The sequence below is a fragment of the Streptomyces sp. NPDC056600 genome, from assembly GCF_042792855.1.
GTDB lineage: Bacteria > Actinomycetota > Actinomycetes > Streptomycetales > Streptomycetaceae > Streptomyces.
In genome coordinates this window covers 40,375-58,412 of record NZ_JBHTVQ010000049.1, presented here as the reverse complement: position 1 = coordinate 58,412, position 18,038 = coordinate 40,375, and the positions used below count along the sequence as shown (strand labels likewise).

16 protein-coding genes are annotated in these 18,038 nt (G+C 72.5%); 7 read left to right on the top strand and 9 right to left on the bottom strand.

What is annotated here, in order from left to right:
• Positions 1 to 15 precede the first annotated feature (15 nt).
• From ACFRAV_RS23040 to ACFRAV_RS23010, 7 genes are all read right to left on the bottom strand, one after another.
• Positions 16 to 1,122: a hypothetical protein gene (locus ACFRAV_RS23040; protein WP_382558150.1), complete on the bottom strand. Its 1,107-nt coding sequence runs from the start codon at positions 1,120 to 1,122 to the stop codon at positions 16 to 18.
• A gap of 96 nt (positions 1,123 to 1,218) precedes the next feature.
• Complete coding sequence (locus ACFRAV_RS23035) at positions 1,219 to 2,211, bottom strand: hypothetical protein (RefSeq protein WP_382558149.1); 993 nt, start codon at positions 2,209 to 2,211, stop codon at positions 1,219 to 1,221.
• A gap of 191 nt (positions 2,212 to 2,402) precedes the next feature.
• Complete coding sequence (locus tag ACFRAV_RS23030; RefSeq protein ID WP_382558148.1) at positions 2,403 to 2,714, bottom strand: hypothetical protein; 312 nt, start codon at positions 2,712 to 2,714, stop codon at positions 2,403 to 2,405.
• A gap of 1 nt (position 2,715) precedes the next feature.
• Complete coding sequence (gene ctaD / locus ACFRAV_RS23025) at positions 2,716 to 4,446, bottom strand: cytochrome c oxidase subunit I (protein ID WP_382558153.1); 1,731 nt, start codon at positions 4,444 to 4,446, stop codon at positions 2,716 to 2,718.
• 286 nt (positions 4,447 to 4,732) lie between these two features.
• On the bottom strand, positions 4,733 to 6,736 hold the full coding sequence (locus ACFRAV_RS23020; protein ID WP_382558147.1) for a galactose oxidase-like domain-containing protein: 2,004 nt from the start codon (positions 6,734 to 6,736) through the stop codon (positions 4,733 to 4,735).
• A gap of 298 nt (positions 6,737 to 7,034) precedes the next feature.
• Positions 7,035 to 7,820 carry an SDR family NAD(P)-dependent oxidoreductase gene (locus ACFRAV_RS23015; RefSeq protein WP_382558146.1) on the bottom strand — a complete coding sequence of 262 codons (786 nt, stop codon included), beginning with the start codon at positions 7,818 to 7,820 and terminating at the stop codon, positions 7,035 to 7,037.
• Between the two features lie 226 nt (positions 7,821 to 8,046).
• Positions 8,047 to 8,382 carry a YnfA family protein gene (locus ACFRAV_RS23010; protein WP_382558145.1) on the bottom strand — a complete coding sequence of 112 codons (336 nt, stop codon included), beginning with the start codon at positions 8,380 to 8,382 and terminating at the stop codon, positions 8,047 to 8,049.
• 176 nt (positions 8,383 to 8,558) lie between these two features.
• Here ACFRAV_RS23010 and ACFRAV_RS23005 point away from each other — a divergent pair, with 176 nt between their 5' ends.
• From ACFRAV_RS23005 to ACFRAV_RS22990, 4 genes are all read left to right on the top strand, one after another.
• On the top strand, positions 8,559 to 9,719 hold the full coding sequence (locus ACFRAV_RS23005; RefSeq protein ID WP_382558152.1) for an LLM class flavin-dependent oxidoreductase: 1,161 nt from the start codon (positions 8,559 to 8,561) through the stop codon (positions 9,717 to 9,719).
• Entirely contained in the window at positions 9,716 to 10,342 is a 627-nt protein-coding gene (locus tag ACFRAV_RS23000; protein ID WP_382558144.1) for an FMN reductase, read from the top strand. The genes ACFRAV_RS23005 and ACFRAV_RS23000 overlap by 4 nt, the downstream gene beginning before the upstream one ends.
• Positions 10,343 to 10,432: 90 nt before the next feature.
• Positions 10,433 to 11,152: a response regulator transcription factor gene (locus ACFRAV_RS22995; protein ID WP_382558143.1), complete on the top strand. Its 720-nt coding sequence runs from the start codon at positions 10,433 to 10,435 to the stop codon at positions 11,150 to 11,152.
• Positions 11,153 to 11,156: 4 nt separating this feature from the next.
• Positions 11,157 to 12,563 carry an ATP-binding protein gene (locus tag ACFRAV_RS22990; protein WP_382558142.1) on the top strand — a complete coding sequence of 469 codons (1,407 nt, stop codon included), beginning with the start codon at positions 11,157 to 11,159 and terminating at the stop codon, positions 12,561 to 12,563.
• A 114-nt stretch (positions 12,564 to 12,677) separates the two neighbouring features.
• Here the strand turns inward: ACFRAV_RS22990 and ACFRAV_RS22985 are convergent, their stop codons facing one another.
• On the bottom strand, positions 12,678 to 13,871 hold the full coding sequence (locus ACFRAV_RS22985) for an RtcB family protein (RefSeq protein ID WP_382558141.1): 1,194 nt from the start codon (positions 13,869 to 13,871) through the stop codon (positions 12,678 to 12,680).
• A gap of 191 nt (positions 13,872 to 14,062) precedes the next feature.
• On the opposite strand from ACFRAV_RS22985, the gene ACFRAV_RS22980 reads away from it, so the two are divergent.
• The 3 genes from ACFRAV_RS22980 (at position 14,063) to ACFRAV_RS22970 (ending at position 17,672) form a co-directional block, all read left to right on the top strand.
• On the top strand, positions 14,063 to 14,959 hold the full coding sequence (locus tag ACFRAV_RS22980) for a DUF3558 domain-containing protein (RefSeq protein ID WP_382558140.1): 897 nt from the start codon (positions 14,063 to 14,065) through the stop codon (positions 14,957 to 14,959).
• 178 nt (positions 14,960 to 15,137) lie between these two features.
• The gene (locus ACFRAV_RS22975; RefSeq protein WP_382558139.1) at positions 15,138 to 15,944 is read left to right on the top strand and encodes a DUF3558 family protein; all 807 of its coding nucleotides are present in this window, start codon (positions 15,138 to 15,140) and stop codon (positions 15,942 to 15,944) included.
• A gap of 210 nt (positions 15,945 to 16,154) precedes the next feature.
• Positions 16,155 to 17,672 carry a DUF2637 domain-containing protein gene (locus ACFRAV_RS22970; protein ID WP_382558138.1) on the top strand — a complete coding sequence of 506 codons (1,518 nt, stop codon included), beginning with the start codon at positions 16,155 to 16,157 and terminating at the stop codon, positions 17,670 to 17,672.
• Between the two features lie 48 nt (positions 17,673 to 17,720).
• Here ACFRAV_RS22970 and ACFRAV_RS22965 read toward each other — a convergent pair whose 3' ends face one another.
• Positions 17,721 to 17,891, bottom strand: coding sequence for a hypothetical protein (locus tag ACFRAV_RS22965; RefSeq protein WP_382558137.1), 171 nt, complete (start codon positions 17,889 to 17,891; stop codon positions 17,721 to 17,723).
• Between the last annotated feature and the right edge of the window lie 147 nt (positions 17,892 to 18,038).

Here is an 18,038-nt window from a genome sequence, read left to right as displayed (position 1 = left end):
AGCCCACCGGACACATCAGGTGCGGACAGACGCCCTGTGGCGGCGGACGGCGAAAACCCCGGCCGCACCGATTGCGCCGGCCGCGGCGCCCGCGGTCGCCACCGGCAGGAGGGCGTCACCGGCGCCCGTGACGGCGAGGCCGCCGGAGCCCGATGTGGTGCCCGGGCCGCGCTGCGAGCGCATCCCTTCGTCGGCGGCATCACCACCCTCGCCGTCGTGTCCGCTCAGGCCGGACGGGGTCGGGCGGCCGCTGCGCGAGGGAGCCGGCCTCGGGGAGCGCGGCGGATCGGCGTCGGCCGCCACGACGGTGAACGCGTGGAGGCCGTTGCTGCCGCGGTAGCAGGTCATGTCCTCGTCGTACACGACGTCGGTGTAGGCCCACGACGCTCCGGCCGGGGCGTCCTCGCGGATCCGGATCCGCAGGTCGGCGGTGAAGGTGGCGCCGGCCGGGACGTCCCTGAGGTCGTCGCTGTAGCTGCCGGTGCTCCCCGGCCAGCGGTGGTACTCGTCGTCCGACCACCGGCCGTCGTGCCGGTACTGGATCTCGGCCAGGCCCTCCGCCAGCAGCTCCGGGTTCTCCTGGTAGGTGACGGCCAGGTCGAGCCACAGCCGGTCCAGGTCCTTGCCGGTGTCGTTGGTGACGGTGAACCGGAACGCGTCCCAGCCGGACCCGGCCTCGATCCGCCGGGGCAGACCGGTGACCTTCGTCCGGAGCCCTTCGTCGACCTCGCTGCGGTCGCAGAGGGCGTGGTCGGGCAGGTCGCCGGCCGCCTCCTTGCGGGTCTCCCCCGACCGGCCCTCCCCGGCCCCGGGCGTCCCCTGCTCCGGCTGCCCGTCGCCGGTGGCCGGCGGCTCCGAGGCGGGGGCGGGGACGGGGGCAGGGACGGGGGCAGGGACCGGGACCGGGGAGTCGCCCGGCGCCGCGGTGGCGTCTCCAGTCCCGTCACCGGGGTCCGCCGTCGCGTCCTGCCCCTGCGTCCACGAGGCCGAGGACAGCGGGGAGGGCGGGGAGGGCGGGGACGGCGCGGGATCGCCGGCGAACGCCGCCGGCGCCGTCAGCAGGGTCAGCGGCGCGACGACGGCCGTGGCCGCCGCGACGGCCAGGACACGGCGAACTCGCATGGAACCTCGCGGGTCAGCGGGACGGTCACGCCGACGTGCCGTCGGCGTGACCTGCGTTCGGACCAGGTGACCCGCTCGCCCCCGCGAGGGTTGTACTCAGAGCCGCGCGCCCGCGTTCCTGCGCCGCGTGACCAGCACCGCGCCGCCGCCGAGCACGACGGCGGCGGCGCCCGCGGCCCCCACCAGCCCGAGGGCCCGGTCGCTGCCGGTGGCGGCGAGGTTGCCGGTGGTCTGCCCGCCGCCCTGCGGCGACGCGCTCGTGGCGCTGTGCGACGCGGACGGCGTCACGCTGGGCGAGACGGACGGCGAGGGCGTCTGCGAGGGGGTGCTCGTCCCGGCGGGCAGGACGACGAACTCGTAGGTGTCGCCGTTGTGGAAGCAGGTGTCGTCCGCGCCCTGGTACAGGGCGCCGCCCACGACGAACGACTCGTCGGACTGGACGCCCGCCCGTACGCGGACGCGGAGGTCGGAGACCAGGGCCTCACCCGCGGCGACGTCCTCCGCGTAGCCGCCGAAGCTGGCGGTGTCGCCCTCCCAGCGGAACTCGTCCGTCCAGCCGCCCTCGTCGAGGTACTCGACCTCGGCCGCACCCAGCTCGATCGACACGTCGAACCAGACCCGGTCCAGCTCCTTGCCCGTCCGGTTGGTGACGGTGTACCGGAACTCCTCCCAGCCGGAGCCGGCGACGTAGGCGGCGGGCAGGCCGGTGATCTTGGTGCTCAGGCCCTTGTCGATCCCCCGCTTCTCGCAGAGCGGGTACTCCTCGCCCTCGCCCTCCTCCTCGCCTTCGCCCCCGGCCAGGTCCTCGACCTTGCCGGTGAGCTCGTCCTCGCCCGGGGCGGCGGGCGCGGCGGGGGTCTCCGGCGACGTCCCGGCGCCCGCGGCGGGCGTCCCGGCGTCGGTGGCGTCGCCTCCCGCGGCGGGTTCCGTGGTCGCCGCACCGCCGGTCTCCGGGGTCCCGCCCGCCGACCGGCTCTGCGAGGCGGCCGGTATCGGGTCCTCGGCGAACGCCGCCGGAGCCGACAGCAGGGTCAGCGGTGCGACGACGGCGGTGGCCGCCGCGACGGCCAGGGCACGGCGAACTCTCATGGGAACCTCTCGCAGGTCAGGAGGGCGGCCACCCGGTCGGGAGCTCGGGCATGGCCAAGGGTTTCGCGGTGTGTGACCCGTTTGCCCCGGACAAGGTTGTACGGCAGGACGGAGGGATACAGGGATACCTCACCTCACCTGCCCGCACCCGCGGTCCCCGGGGGTCGCCGGCCGCCCCTCCGGCCCGGCCTTCACCGGTGCAGTTCCGCCCACACCCCCGCCGCCTCCCGGGTCTCGCGCCGGGAGAGCACCAGGGCCCTGAGCCGCAGGGCGACGGTGACCGCCGCGCCCGCCGCGCACAGCGCCAGCGATCCCACGCCGTCGGCGGGGAGGAGCACGGCGGTCAGGGCCACCGTGGTCCACGCCACCAGGCAGGCGGCGGCCGAGCTGCGGCGGGAGGGCGGCCGGTCCGCCGGGCCGACCTTCAGCTCCAGCAGGGCGGGCACGTACCAGACGTATCCGGCGAGGGCGACGACGGCGAACCCCAGGGCGAGGACACCCATCTCACTTCACCGTCCCGGTCTTCACCGTCTCAGCTTTCACCGTCTCGACCTCGCGGTCGCCGATGCCCGGGTGGTGCAGGTCGAAGGCCGGGGACTCCGAGCGGATCCGGGGCAGCCGCTCGAAGTTGTGGCGCGGCGGCGGGCAGGAGGTGGCCCACTCCAGCGAGCGGCCCCAGCCCCACGGGTCGTCCACGCCGACCGGCTTGCCGTACTTCGCCGTCTTCCACACGTTGTAGAGGAAGGGCAGCACCGACAGTCCGAGCAGGAACGACCCGATGGTGGAGAGGGTGTTGAGCGCGGTGAAGCCGTCGGCGGCCAGGTAGTCGGCGTACCGGCGCGGCATGCCCTCGGCGCCCAGCCAGTGCTGCACCAGGAAGGTCAGGTTGAAGCCGGCGGTCAGCGTCCAGAAGGTGACCTTGCCGAGCCGCTCGTCGAGCATCTTGCCGGTGAACTTGGGCCACCAGAAGTGGAATCCGGCGAACATCGCGTACACCACCGTGCCGAAGAGCGTGTAGTGGAAGTGCGCGACCACGAAGTACGAGTCGGAGACGTGGAAGTCCAGGACCGGCGAGGCCAGGATGACGCCGGTGAGCCCGCCGAACAGGAAGGTCACCAGGAACCCGGCCGCCCACAGCATCGGCGTCTCGAAGGACAGCGAACCGCGCCACATGGTGCCGACCCAGTTGAAGAACTTCACGCCCGTGGGCACCGCGATCAGCATCGTCATGAAGGCGAAGAAGGGCAGCAGCACCCCGCCGGTGACGTACATGTGGTGCGCCCACACGGTGACGGAGAGGCCGGCGATGGCGACGGTGGCGCCCACCAGGCCCATGTAGCCGAACATCGGCTTGCGGGAGAAGACCGGGATGACCTCGGAGACGATTCCGAAGAACGGCAGCGCCAGGACGTACACCTCGGGATGGCCGAAGAACCAGAAAAGGTGCTGCCACAGCAGCGCCCCGCCGTTGGCCGCGTCGAAGATGTGCGAGCCGAACTTCCGGTCCATCTCCAGGGCGAAGAGCGCGGCGGCCAGCACCGGGAAGACCAGCAGGATCAGCACGCCGGTCAGCAGCACGTTCCAGGTGAAGATCGGCATCCGGAACATGGTCATGCCGGGGGCGCGCATGCAGATGATCGTGGTGATGAAGTTGACGGCGCCGAGGATGGAGCCGAAGCCGGAGAGGGCGACGCCCATGATCCACAGGTCGGAGCCGATGCCCGGCGAGTAGAGCTCCGAGGACAGCGGCGCGTAGAGGAACCAGCCGAAGCTGGCCGCGCCCTGCGGGGTCAGGAAGCCGAACGCGGCGATCAGCGAGCCGAACAGGAACAGCCAGAAGGACAGCATGTTCAGCCGCGGGAACGCCACGTCCGGCGCGCCTATCTGCAGCGGCATCATCCAGTTCGCGAAGCCGGTGAACAGCGGCATGGCGAACATCAGCAGCATGATCGAGCCGTGCATGGTGAACGCCTGGTTGAACTGCTCGTTGGAGAGGATCTGCGTCCCGGGGCGGGCCAGTTCGGCGCGCATCAGCAGGGCCAGGACGCCGCCGACGCCGAAGAAGACGAAGGCGCTGACCAGGTACATCGTGCCGATCTTCTTGTGGTCGGTGGTGGTCAGCCAGTCGACCCAGTTGGCCCGCCGGGCCCCGGGGCCGGCGAGGCCGGGATCGGTGCCGGAGGCGGGGCCGGGAGGAGGTGGTCCGGTGACGGCCTTCCGTTCGTCCGTCTCCATCGGCTGTGCGGTGTCCACCGGGTCGTCCTCCCGAAGCGCTGATACGTCGGGCGGGCCGGGAGAGCGGTCCGGTCCTACGGGGGAGGAGGACGGCTGACGGCCTTCCCGGCCTGCCACCGCTCATGCTGGCCCGGGCGGGGGCCACGCCCCAGGGCCCTGGGACCCGTCGCCGGACAGCGAAAGTCCCTGGTCGGAGGGCCCCAGGTCCCGGCCGACCAGGGACTTCGGTCCCGGCGAGGTGGATGCGCGGCGTGGCGAGCGCCCCGGACGGGGCGCCGCCGGCCGCCTAGAGCGCGGGTGCGGGCGGCTCCTCGGTGGTCTTCAGCGACGTGGCGTCGTCGGACACCGGCACCTTCACCCACACCGCCTCCGACGGCACTCCCCGCCCGTCGACCGCGGTGAGCATGTACCAGCCGGGCGGCACCAGCGACGGATCGTCGGGCAGCGTGACCTTCACCCGGCCCCGCTGCTTGGTGAACTGCACCGCCACCGACCGCTGTTCCACGTTGGTGACGTGGGTGAACGCGCCCGGGCGGATCAGCCGCATCTTCTCGATCCGCGCGGCGTCCGGGCTGGCGTAGGTGGTCGACGCGCCGAGCTCGACCGTCCGGCGGGAGTCCTCGCCCTCCCGCAGCCGCGGGCGCTGGCCGCCCTGGTGCAGGTAGGGCGGGGTCCAGATCTCGATGCGCTGGTCGAAGACGGCCGGCTTGGAGTCGGCCTTGTCGGAGAAGAGCGAGTCGGAGCCGAAGGTCATCACCCGGCCGTCCGGCAGCAGCAGGCCCCCGGAGTGGTAGTTCCGCCCCACCAGCGGCTCCGCCGCCTCGCGGAACCGGTTGCTCGCCGGGTCGTAGACCGCCGCCCTGAGCACGTTGCTGTCGCCCTTGCCGCGGTAGTCGCCGGAGCCGTTGGTGACCAGGACGGTGTCGTCGGGGAGGATCACCGCGGACGGGTAGCGGGCCTGCGCGTACAGGTCGGGCCCAGAGACGAAGGCGGGCTCCTTCGCCTTCAGGTCCACCAGTCCGGTCCGGTCGGTGGACCGCGGGCTCTCGCCCACGCCTCCGCCGCCGATCACCATGTAGCGCTGCTTCTGCGCCGGCGGCAGCAGCACCGACATCGAGGTCTCCAGCAGCTTCGGGTCCTCGAGCCCGGGCACCTCGGTGAAGGCGCCGCTCTTCAGGTCCCACAGGCCGGGCTCGCGCCCCTTGTCGGCGGGCCCGTACCCGGCGTTCGACCCGGTGTAGAAGATCTTCCCGCCCTGGGCCAGGAAGAGCGCCGGGTAGGTCGGGAAGAAGCGTGACCTGGGGACGAACTCCCAGTCCTTCTTCTTCGGGTCGTAGACCTCGTTCTTGCCCGGGACCACCTGCCCGATCTCGTCCAGCCCGGAGACGGAGAGGACCTTTCCGTCCTCCAGCGTGGTCAGGGTGGGGTACCAGCGGGCCTCGTGCATCGGGTCGACCTTGATGTACCTCTCGGCGACCGGGTCGAACTCGTAGGCCTCCTTGATCCCCTGGAAGTCCTTCTTGTCGAAGGAGAGCTTCTGCGCGATCCCGTAGACGTTGCGCTTCTCGGCGCCCTTCAGCCCCTTGATCCGGTACTGGTCCTGCGAGCCGGTCTGGTGCCGCGGACCGTCCTGGGTCGCCTCCACGTAGACCCGCGCCGAGGAGGCGGTGACGGTGGCCTTCCCGGTGCCGGGGTCGATCTCCTTCTTCGCGCGCGGCACCACCAGGCTCGCCCGGGAGGCGAAGGTCTTCCCGCTCTCCTTGCCGGTGAAGAGGGTGCCCTCGGGCAGCGTCTTCGGCTTGTCGGGGTTCTCGTTGTAGACGATCATCAGGCCGCCGGCCCGTTCGACGTCGCCCTGCAGCGTCTCGTACCGCTGGGTGCCCCCCGCCACCAGCAGGTTGCCGCCGGGCAGCTGGGTGTGGCCGGCGCAGAACAGGTCGCTGGGGGTCTCCACGTTCTTGAACGTGTTGCGGACCGGGTTCCACACCACGGTGCGGAAGGACTTGGCGTCGAACATCTTGGCGTTGTTGCCGGACCCGGCGATCAGCAGCACCTTGCCGGTGCTCAGCAGCGCGGCGTGGATCGTGTTGATCCGGAACCGCTCCGGGACGTCGACGATCTGCCAGTGACCGTGATCGGCCTTGTACGACGTCTGTTCGATCAGATGGGCGTGGTAGGTCCGGGAGGCGAAATCGTAGACGGCGGGGGCGTTGAGAGCGGCCAGGACCAGCACTCCCGCGGCGCCGAGAACGGTCCGGCGGGTCCGCGGACGACTGTTCGTATCTGCCATGGAGGTGACTTCCGGAATCGGTTGCGCTGACGTTCGCTGGATCCCCGCCCCTGCAGCTCATCGGATGGATCATCAGATGTTGAGCAGCTGGGAAGATCGTAGGAACATCCGCCACTCACACCGGGCAGCGAAACGCCACGGAGAGTCACGACCCCCTCGTTCGGCGGTGCGGTCGCCACGGCGTCGGCGCGACGCGGCGGCGCCCGTCCACAGGGTGTGGACGGGCGCCGGGAGGCCGCCGTGGCCGGCTACGCGGCGTGACCCCGGTCCGGTCCGGGTCACCGCGTGGCCGCGGTGGTCACAGTTCGCGGTGCACCTTGGTGTTGGAGGCCTGGGCGCGGGGGCGCAGGACGAGCAGGTCGACGTTGACGTGGCTGGGGCGGGTGACCGCCCAGGCGATGGTGTCCGCGACGTCGTCCGCGGTCAGCGGCTCGGCCACGCCCTGGTAGACCTTGGCCGCCTTCTCCTGGTCCCCGTGGAAGCGGGTCAGGGCGAACTCCTCGGTCTTGACCATGCCGGGCGCGACCTCGATCACCCGCACCGGGGTGCCGACGATCTCCAGCCGCAGGGTCTCCGCGAGCACGTGCTCGGCGTGCTTGGCGGCCACGTAGCCGGCGCCGCCCTCGTAGGTGCTGAGCCCCGCGGTGGAGGACACCACGACCACCGTGCCGTCGCCGCTCGCGGTCAGCGCGGGCAGCAGGGCCTGGGTGACGTTGAGGGTGCCGATGACGTTCGTCTCGTACATCGTGCGCCACTCCTGCGGGTCGCCGGTGGCCACCGGGTCCGAGCCGAGGGCGCCGCCGGCGTTGTTCACCAGCACGCCGATGGTCTTGAACGCGGTGGCGAACTCGTCGACGGCGGCGCGGTCGGTGACGTCGAGGGCGTACGCGGTGGCGGAGTGGCCCGCCGCCTCGATCTCCTCCGCGAGCGCCTCGATGCGGTCCTTGCGGCGGGCGGTCAGCACCACGCGGTACCCGGCCGCCGCCAGCTGCCGCGCGGTGGCGGCGCCGATGCCGCTGCTCGCGCCGGTGACGACGGCGATGCGGGAGGCGGGGGTGGGGGTGGCGGTGTAGGCGGCGGTCATGTCGGCGCGGCGCTCCCGTTCGAATGCGTTTCCAGGACGCCGCCAGAATAGGCACGCCCCCCGCCCCGGCGGTAAGCCGTCCCATTACGTGACGGCCCTGCTCGCGGCCCCGCCTCGGCCCGTGGCCCCGGCGACGGGACCGCCCACGCCGCCGCGCGGGTACCGACCACCGCCGGCCTCCCCCGCGACGGAGGCCGGCGACCGCAGGCGAGATCAGCGGGCGAGATCAGCGGCCGCGGGGCGCGTACATGATGAGGGCCATGCCCGCGAGGCAGACGAGGGCGCCGGTGACGTCCCAGCGGTCGGGGCGGTAACCGTCGGCGATCGCCCCCCACGCGAGGGACCCCGCGACGAAGACCCCGCCGTACGCGGCCAGCACCCGCCCGAACTCCCCGTCCGGCTGGAACGTCGCGACGAACCCGTACGCCCCCAGCGCCAGGACCCCGGCGCCGATCCACGCCCAGCCGCGGCTCTCGCGGAAGCCCTGCCAGACGAGCCACGCGCCGCCGATCTCCAACACCGCGGCCAGCACGAAGAGCGCCGCGGACCTCACGATCCCCATCGGGCCACCCTGTCACGCCCGCCGCAGCCCGTCCGCCGCCGGACACCCCCGGTCCGCCTCCGGTCCGCCTCCGACCGCCTCCGACCGCCTCCGACCGCCCAGGAATACCCGTCGCACCCTCCTCGTTGTCGGATATAGTTCAACAATCAACAACATTGGAGTGAGCGACCATGACCATGGAGTTCGGGATCTTCTCGGTCGGCGACGTGACGGCCGACCCCACCACCGGCCGCACGCCGACCGAGCGTGAGCGGATCAAGGCCATGGTCGCCATCGCCCTCAAGGCGGAGGAGGTCGGCCTCGACGTCTTCGCCACCGGCGAGCACCACAACCCCCCGTTCGTGCCGTCCTCCCCCACCACGATGCTGGGCTTCATCGCGGCGCGCACCGAGCGGCTCACCCTGTCCACCTCGACGACGCTGATCACCACCAACGACCCGGTGAAGATCGCCGAGGACTACGCGATGCTCCAGCACCTCGCGGACGGCCGGATGGACCTGATGATGGGGCGCGGCAACACCGGCCCGGTCTACCCCTGGTTCGGCCAGGACATCCGCGAGGGCATCAACCTCGCGATCGAGAACTACGCCCTGCTCCACCGCCTGTGGCGCGAGGACGTGGTGAACTGGGAAGGGAAGTTCCGCACCCCGCTGCAGGGCTTCACCTCCACGCCCCGCCCCCTGGACGGCGTGCCGCCGTTCGTCTGGCACGGCTCGATCCGGTCCCCCGAGATCGCCGAGCAGGCCGCGTACTACGGCGACGGCTTCTTCCACAACAACATCTTCTGGCCCGCCGACCACACCCGCCGGATGGTCGAGTTCTACCGCACCCGCTACGCCCACTACGGGCACGGCCGCCCCGAGCAGGCCATCGTCGGGCTCGGCGGCCAGGTGTTCATGCGGAAGAACTCCCAGGACGCGGTCCGCGAGTTCCGCCCCTACTTCGACAACGCCCCGGTCTACGGCCACGGCCCGTCGCTGGAGGACTTCACCCGGGACACCCCGCTGACCGTCGGCTCCCCGCAGCAGGTCATCGAGCGCACGCTGTCCTTCCGCGAGGTGGCCGGCGACTACCAGCGCCAGCTGTTCCTGATGGACCACGCCGGCCTGCCGCTGAAGACCGTCCTCGAGCAGCTCGACATCCTCGGCGAGGAGGTCGTCCCGGTGCTCCGCGAGGAGTTCGCCAAGGGACGCCCGGCCGACGTGCCGGACGCCCCGAGCCACGCCGCGCGGGTCGACCGGGCCCGGGAGCGCGCCGCCGCGGAGGCCACCGCCCCCGCCACCGCCGCCCCCGCCACCACCGCCGTCACCGCACCCGAGAAGGAGGCCGCACGATGAAGCTGGTCGTCGTCTCGGCGGGCCTGAGCGTCCCGTCGTCCACCCGTCTGCTGGCCGACCGCCTGGCACAGGCCACCGCCGACCGCACCGGCGCCGAGGTCACGGTGGTCGAGCTGCGCGACCTCGCCGTGGAGATCGCGCACAACTTCACCAACGGCTTCGCCGGCCGCGAGCTCGCCGCCGCCCAGGAGGCGGTGGCGGCCGCCGACGGACTGGTCGTCGTCACCCCGGTCTTCTCCGCCTCCTACAGCGGGCTCTTCAAGGCCTTCTTCGACGTCCTCGACCAGGACGCCCTCGACGGCAAGCCCGTGCTGATCGCCGCCACCGGCGGATCGGCCCGCCACTCCCTGGTCCTGGACCACGCCCTGCGGCCGCTCTTCTCCTACCTGCGCGCCGTGGTCGTGCCCACCGGCGTCTACGCGGCCTCGGAGGACTGGGGCGCCGAGGGCCTGCAGGAGCGGATCACCCGCGCGGCCGGGCAACTGGCCTCGCTGATGACCGGCCCCGGCCGGCTGCCCGCCGCCCGGGCCGCCCAGGAGGACGAGAGCGACGTCGTGCGGGTCGGCGACCTGGAGACCGTCCCCTTCGAACAGGCCCTCCAGGCACTGCGCCGCCCCTCCTGACCCCGTCCCGGCCCCGCCCGGCCCACCACCCGCGCCGGGCGGGCCGCCGCGGCCCGAAGGGGCCGGGCACAGGAATGACACACTGGGCCCGTGCCCCACACCGTGCTGCTCGCCGAGGACGACCGCGCCATCCGCAACGCCCTGGCCCGTGCCCTCACCCTGGAGGGCTACGAGGTCACCGCCGTCGCGGACGGCGCCGCCGCGCTGGAGCAGGCCGCCGCCACCGCCCCCGACGTGCTGGTGCTGGACGTGATGATGCCCGGCGTCGACGGGCTCCAGGTCTGCCGCGAACTGCGCGCCCGCGGCGACCGCACCCCCATCCTGATGCTCACCGCGCTGGTCGAGACCGCCGACCGGATCGCCGGCCTGGACGCCGGCGCCGACGACTACGTGCCCAAGCCGTTCGAGGTCGACGAGGTCTTCGCCCGCCTGCGCGCCCTGCTCCGCCGGGCCGGCAAGGAACCCGTCCACGCGCCCGCCCCGCGCCCGGCGGACTCCGCCCAGGACCCCCGGACCCTGACCGCGGCCGGACTGCGGATGGATCCCTCGGCCCGCCGCGTCTGGCGCGGCGCACGCGAGATCGAACTCACCCGCACCGAGTTCGACCTGCTGGAACTCCTGCTGCGGCACGCGGGCGTCGTCCTCGACCACACCACCATCTACGACCGCATCTGGGGCTACGACTTCGGCCCCGGCTCCAAGAACCTCGCCGTCTACGTCGGCTACCTGCGACGCAAGCTCGACGAGCCGGGCGCCCCGCAGCTGATCCACACCGTGCGGGGCGTCGGGTACGTGCTGCGGGAGGGCTGAGCGGATGCGCGCGCGTCTGGGCCGGCTGGCCTCGCTGCGGACCGGCTTCGCCGTCTCCTTCGCGGCCGTCGCCGCCGCCGTCACCGTGGTGGTCGGCCTGCTCTCCTACAACGCGGCCGCCCGGATGGTCCGCATCGACCAGCAGACGATATTCGCCGAGGTGGTCGGCGACCTGCGGGCCGAGGTGCGGCAGCGCCGCATGACGCCCGAGGACTTCTCCTCGCACGTCCCCGGCCACGACATCGTCCGCCCCAGCCGCACCGTCGTGCAGGTCCTCGGCCCGGACGGCTCCGTCGACGACCCCGGCCGCCCTGCCCTGCCGGTCACCGACGACGACCGGCGCACCGCCCTCCGGCAGGCCGCCGGACACAGCGTCGAGCACGCCGACATCGAGGCGGGCCACGACATGTACCGCATCGCCACCGTCTCGCTCGGCGGCGGACGCGGCGCGGTCCAGGTCGCCCACGAGTTCAGCGACACCGAGGACCTGCTGCGCGAACTGCAGCGCCGCACCGCCTGGCAGATCGTCGCCGTCGTCTTCGCCGCGGGCCTGTTCGGCTGGTGGCTCGCCCACCGCATCACCCGCCGCCTGGTCGCCCTGACCGACGCCGCCGAGGCGGTGGCCCGCACCCGGCGGCTGTCCATCCAGGTGCCCGTCACCGGCGCCGGCGAGGTGGGCCGCCTCGGGCGCGCCTTCGACCGCATGCTCGACCGGCTCGCCCAGTCCGAGGAGGACCAGCGCCGCCTCGTCCAGGACGCCGGCCACGAACTGCGCACCCCGCTGACCTCGCTGCGCACCAACATCTCCATGCTCGGCCGGATCGACGAGCTCCCGCCGCGGGTCCGCGAGGAGCTGGTGGAGGACCTGGCCACCGAGTCCCGCGAGCTGACCGACCTGGTCAACGAGCTGGTCGACCTCGCGGCCGGCCAGTCGGACACCGAACCGGTCCGCCCGGTGGACCTCGCGGACCTCGCCGAGGACGTCGCGGTGCACGCCCGCCGCCGCACCGGACGCGACGTCCGGGTCGCCGTGGCCGGCGACACCACCGTCGACGGCCGCCCCTCCGCCCTCCAGCGGGCCATCTCCAGCCTGGTGGAGAACGCCGCCAAGTTCGACCAGGAGGGCACCGCCCCCATCGACGTCCGGGTCACCCGCCCCGAGGGCGCCGCCCACGTCCGCGTCGAGGTCCTCGACCGCGGCCCGGGCATCGCCCCCGCCGACCTCGGCCGCGTCTTCGACCGCTTCTACCGCACCCCCGCCGCCCGCAGCCTCCCCGGCTCCGGCCTGGGCCTCGCCATCGTCCGCGAGGTCTCCGCCTCCCACGACGGCGCCCCCTTCGCCTTCCGCCGCGACGGCGGCGGCTCGGTCATCGGGTTCACGGTGAACGAGGAGGACGAGAGGCAGCGGTAGCAGCGGCGGTACCGGTGGGGGCACACGAGCGGTGGGCGCCCGCCGAAGCGAACGCCCACCGCTCTCCCCCGTGTCCCCCGTGGGTCCGCTCCCGCGGTCCCATCGGCCCTGCCGTCAGCCCTTGACGCAGACGACCTGCTTCAGCTGCGCCACCACGGCCACCAGGTCCCGCTGCTGGTCGATGACCTGCTCGATCGGCTTGTACGCCGCCGGGATCTCGTCCACCACGCCGGAGTCCTTGCGGCACTCGACGCCCTGCGTCTGCCGCTCCAGGTCCGCCGCCGTGAAGCGCCGCTTGGCCGCGTTCCGGCTCATCCGCCGGCCCGCGCCGTGCGAGGCGGAGTTGAACGAGGCGTCGTTCCCCAGGCCCTTCACGATGTACGAGCCGGTGCCCATGGAGCCCGGGATGATCCCGTACTCGCCCGACCGTGCGCTGATCGCGCCCTTGCGGGTGACCAGCAGGTCCATCCCCTCGTACCGCTCACGGCTGACGTAGTTGTGGTGACAGCTGATCTCCGGCTCGAAGGTCACCTTGGCCTTCTTGAACTCCTTGCGGACCACGTCCTTGAAGAGCGCCATCATGATCGACCGGTTGAACTTCGCGTACTCCTGCGCCCAGTACAGGTCGTTCTGGTACGCGGCCATCTGCGGGGTGTCCGCGACGAACACCGCGAGGTCGCGGTCGATCAGCCCCTGGTTGTGCGGCAGGCCCTGCGCCACACCGATGTGGTGCTCGGCGAGCTCCTTGCCGATGTTCCGCGAACCGGAGTGCAGCATCAGCCACACCGAACCCTCGGTGTCGAGACAGAACTCAATAAAGTGATTTCCGGATCCGAGCGTTCCTGCCTGCTTCGCAGCCCTTTCCTGACGGAACTTGACCGCATCGGCGATCCCGTCGAACCGCTCCCACAGGTCGTCCCACGCGGCGGTGGCGAAGCCGTGCATCCGGCCCGGGTCCACCGGGGAGTCGTGCATCCCCCGGCCCACCGGGATGGCCTGCTCGATCTTCGACCGCAGCCGCGAGAGGTCGCCCGGCAGGTCGTTCGCGGTCAGCGACGTCTTCACCGCGGACATCCCGCAGCCGATGTCGACGCCCACCGCCGCCGGGCACACCGCGCCCTGCATGGCGATCACCGAGCCGACCGTCGCGCCCTTGCCGTAGTGGACGTCGGGCATCACCGCGAGGCCCTTGATCCACGGCAGCGTCGCGACGTTCTGCAGCTGCCGCATGGCGACGTCCTCGACCGCGGCGGGGTCCGTCCACATACGGATCGGCACCTTCGCGCCCGGCACCTCGACGTACGACATGACCGACCATCTCCCCCAAAACGACAACGAAAGACGCCCAGAACCTGACAGGCCAGGACAGTCCCGAAAAGCATGACCAACATCACGAATGCGACCGCAGACCGGCGTTCCCGGTGGCGTGTGCGATACACATTGTCTGCCGGGACCCGGTCCCGTCGGCAACCGATTAACCCCTGGAGAGGAGCCCGTCCGTGCAGCGGAAGGCGTACACCCTCGGCATCGCCGCGCTGGTCACGGCCGTGCTGGCCGGCTGCAGCGGCGGCCCGTCCGAGGGGGAGCAGGCCGACGACTCCAAGCCCGGCGCGGCCGACGCCACCGTGGCCGAGGCCGAGCCCGGCCGTTACCGCACGCTGCCCGAGCCCTGCGGCGCGGTCGGTGAGGAGCGGCTGGACCAGCTGCTGCCCGGCCTGCGGCGGATCGCGGACGACAAGAAGCGCGAGGCCGCCTACGAGGGCACGGCCTCCCTCACCTACGACCTGGACCGTCAGGTGGGCTGCCGCTGGCAGGCCGAGTCGAAGTCGGCGACCTCCTCGCTGTCCGTGGACTTCGAGCGGGTGGTCTCCTACGAGCCCGAGGTGGGCGACGACGACAAGGCCGCCGAGCTCTTCACCGCCCAGCGCGAGAAGGCCGGCGTGCCCGCGCCCGGCGCCGAGCCCTCCGCGGACGCCGACCCGTCCTCCTCGGCCTCACCCTCCTCGTCCTCGTCCTCCTCGTCGTCGAGGAAGCCCGCGGACAAGAGCGCGGGCGAGGCGACCGGGGACGAGGGGACCGGGGCCGCCGCGAGCGGGTCCGGGACCTCGGACGAGGCCGGGGACACCGGGAGCCCGGAGGACCCGGCCGGGTTCGGACCGTCGCCGCGCTCCCTCGACGAGCTCGGCGACGAGGCGTTCGTCGACGACACCCTCGGCACCACCGGAACCAGCGCTTCCGAGCGCACCGTGACTGTGGTGTTCCGCACGTCCAACGTCCTCGTGACGGTCGAGTACACCAGCCGTCCGACCCGCGCCGGCGAGAGCGCCGACAGCGAGGAAATGCAGGACAGGGCCCAGGAACTGGCCGCCGAGCTGGCCGAGGAACTGGCCGGCTGACACCCTGGCACAGCGCTCGCCCGCCTGTCCGCGGAACGCCTCGGGCCGGGCGACGGCCCTCGCTCACCGCGTACCGTGGCCTGTCGGACCGGATCGATCACCGGACCTGACGTCATCCGCCGGGTCGGGGGTATCCGGGTCCCGCAGGAGCCGAAGCGAAGCCGTGAGTGAAGGAACCATGCAGCGAGCGCACCGAGCCAACCGTCCCGTTCAGCGAGTCGTCCGCGCCCTGACGGGCGCGGCAGTCCTCCCCGTGATGCTCGTCGCCGCAGGGTGCTCCTCGGACGCGGAGCCGAAGTCCGACGCCAAGCAGAGCGCGAGCAGCGACAAGCCCTCCGCCAAGCCCTCCCCGACGCTGGAGCCGGCCGCCTACAAGGAGCTTCCGAAGGCGTGCGACGCGCTGGGCAAGAAGACTCTCGACGATCTGGTGCCCAAGAGCAAGAAGTCCGAGAAGGCCGGCCGCACCGACGACGCCGGCACCCGGGCGAGCTGCACCTGGAACAGCCTGGACGACAACGGCGTGAAGGGTTCGCAGTACCGCTGGCTCAGCGTCTCCCTGCTGCGCTTCGACTCCGACACGGTCCGCGGCGCGGCCGCCGAGCAGGCGAAGAAGCAGTACGAGACGTCGATCGAGGACGCCCGCGACACCGCGGACGCCAAGAAGGTCGCCGACAAGCCGGTCAAGGGCGTCGGCGACGAGGCCACCCTGGTCACCTACGACCTGAAGAAGAAGGAAGGCCTCTTCAAGCAGCAGACCGTGGTCGTGCTGGTGGAGAACGCCGTCGTGACGATCGACTACAACGGCGCGGGTCTGGCCGGCGAGGGCGCGCCGAGCGCGAAGAAGCTGAGCGAGCAGGCCGTCGACGCCGCGAAGGAGGCCGTCGGCAAGGTCACCGCGGCCAACGACGCCGAGGGCGCCGGCGACACGGACGGTTCCTCCGCCTCCCCGTCGGCCTCCGCCTCGAAGTCCGCCGCCAAGTCCTGACCCCCGGGCCGCCCGCCCGGCCCGCGAGAACGGCCCAGGCCGCGTCGCGGCGGCGGGCGGCCGGCAGGGCCGTGCGAGACGTCCCCTACGTCCTGCGCCGTCCGGGTCGTGCGGCACCTCACGGGTGCCGGTGCGGTCGACCGACCGACCGGCACCCGTACACATGTGCAACCCTGGTGCGCGCAACGGACTGTCTGGAAGGGGAGTCGGGTGGCCACGCCACAGCTCACACGGACGCATCGCATACTCATCGGGGTGGTGATCGCGGGCGCCGTGGTCATCGCCGGCATCGGCTTCGCCGGCTCGTACGCGGCCGTGCGGGAACTCGCCCTGCAGAAGGGGTTCGGGAACTTCTCGTACGTCTTCCCGATCGGCATCGACGCCGGCATCTGCGTCCTGCTGGCGCTGGACCTGCTGCTGACGTGGATCCGGATCCCGTTCCCCATGCTGCGCCAGACGGCCTGGCTGCTGACGGCCGCGACCATCGCCTTCAACGGCGCCGCCGCCTGGCCGGACCCGCTGGGCGTCGGCATGCACGCGATCATCCCGGTCCTGTTCGTGGTCGCCGTCGAGGCCGCCCGGCACGCCATCGGGCGCATCGCCGACATCACGGCCGACAAGCACATGGAGGGCGTGCGCCTCACCCGGTGGCTGCTGTCGCCGGTGCCGACCTTCCTGCTGTGGCGGCGGATGAAGCTGTGGGAGCTGCGCTCCTACGAGGAGGTCATCAAGCTGGAGCAGGAGCGGCTGGTGTACCGCACCAGGCTGCGGGCCCGCTTCGGCCGCGCCTGGCGCCGCAAGGCCCCGGTGGAGTCCCTGATGCCGCTGCGTCTGGCCAAGTTCGGCGTCCCGCTGGCGGACACCGCCGCGGCGGGTCTGGCGGCGGCGGGCATCAAGCCGGCCGTCGTCCCGGCCGCCGAGGTCGAGCGCGAGACGCACCCCGCCGCCTCCGCCGTGGGCGCCGCCGAGGCCGTCCCGCAACTGGAGGGCGCCGCCGCGCAGCAGCCCCAGGCCCGCGCCCCGCAGTCGCAGCCCCAGCAGCCTCCCCGCTACGAGCGGCAGCAGCCCGGGCAGCAGTGGCAGCAGCAGCCCCAGCAGGGCTACCAGCGGGCGCCCGCGGATCAGCAGGGCTGGGCCGGGGAGCCGCAGATGCCCGCCGATCAGCAGATCCACTACGGCGAGGACGGCAGCGCCTGGTTCTACGACCCGCGCCTGGGCAGCTACAGCCCCGCCACCTACCAGCCGGACCCGGCCACCGAACAGTGGTACGCCCAGCAGGCGCCCTACCGCCCCGAGCAGGACCCGCAGCCGGATGCCGCCCCGTCCACAGCCTCGCCCGAGGACACCGGCACCTTCCCGGTCCCCGTCGGCCAGCCCGGCGGCCGCACCCGTCGGCTCGGCGAGGGCGCCCCGCCCGAGGCGGAGCAGGCCCTCGAACCGGAGCCCGCGCCGGTGCCGGCGCCGGAGATCACCATCCCGGGCCAGCGCCAGGAGCAGCAGCCCGAAAGCAGCGCCCCGGTGGAGTTCGAGTCGGAGCGGGAGCGCGAGGACGCGTACTACCAGGTGTTCCGCCGCGCGATCGACAACGGTTTCCCCACGCCGCGTCAGTTCGGCGAGGAGATCGAGGCGGAGTACGGCCACAAGCCGACGTCGACCGAGCTCAAGGCCATGGTGGAGCGTTTCGCCACCCGTCACGACGTCGAACTGGCCCAGGACCACATCGCCTGACGCGGCCGGTGGGCGGGCCGTGGGCGGGCGGTGACGCGACCCGGCGGTTCAGCGCGTCGACCGGCGCCGCCGGTGCCGGTGCAGGACCAGGCCGAGGGCTCCGACGAACAGCACCCCCAGAATGGCGACCTCGGGCGTGCCCGCCCGGGATCCGATCAGCAGGAGCAGGGCGGCGAAGGCGATCACCACGATCACGAGCTGCCGAATGAGCTGACCCATCTGCGTTCCTTCCGGAGTGCGTACTCGAGATCGTGCGTCGTTCGTGCGGTGGACCGAGGGGCACTGTAGCCAGGCGTCCCCCGGCCGGGGACCCGAACCGGCCACCCGTGGAGACGGGCGGCCGGTTCGCTCATGTCCGGTCGGACC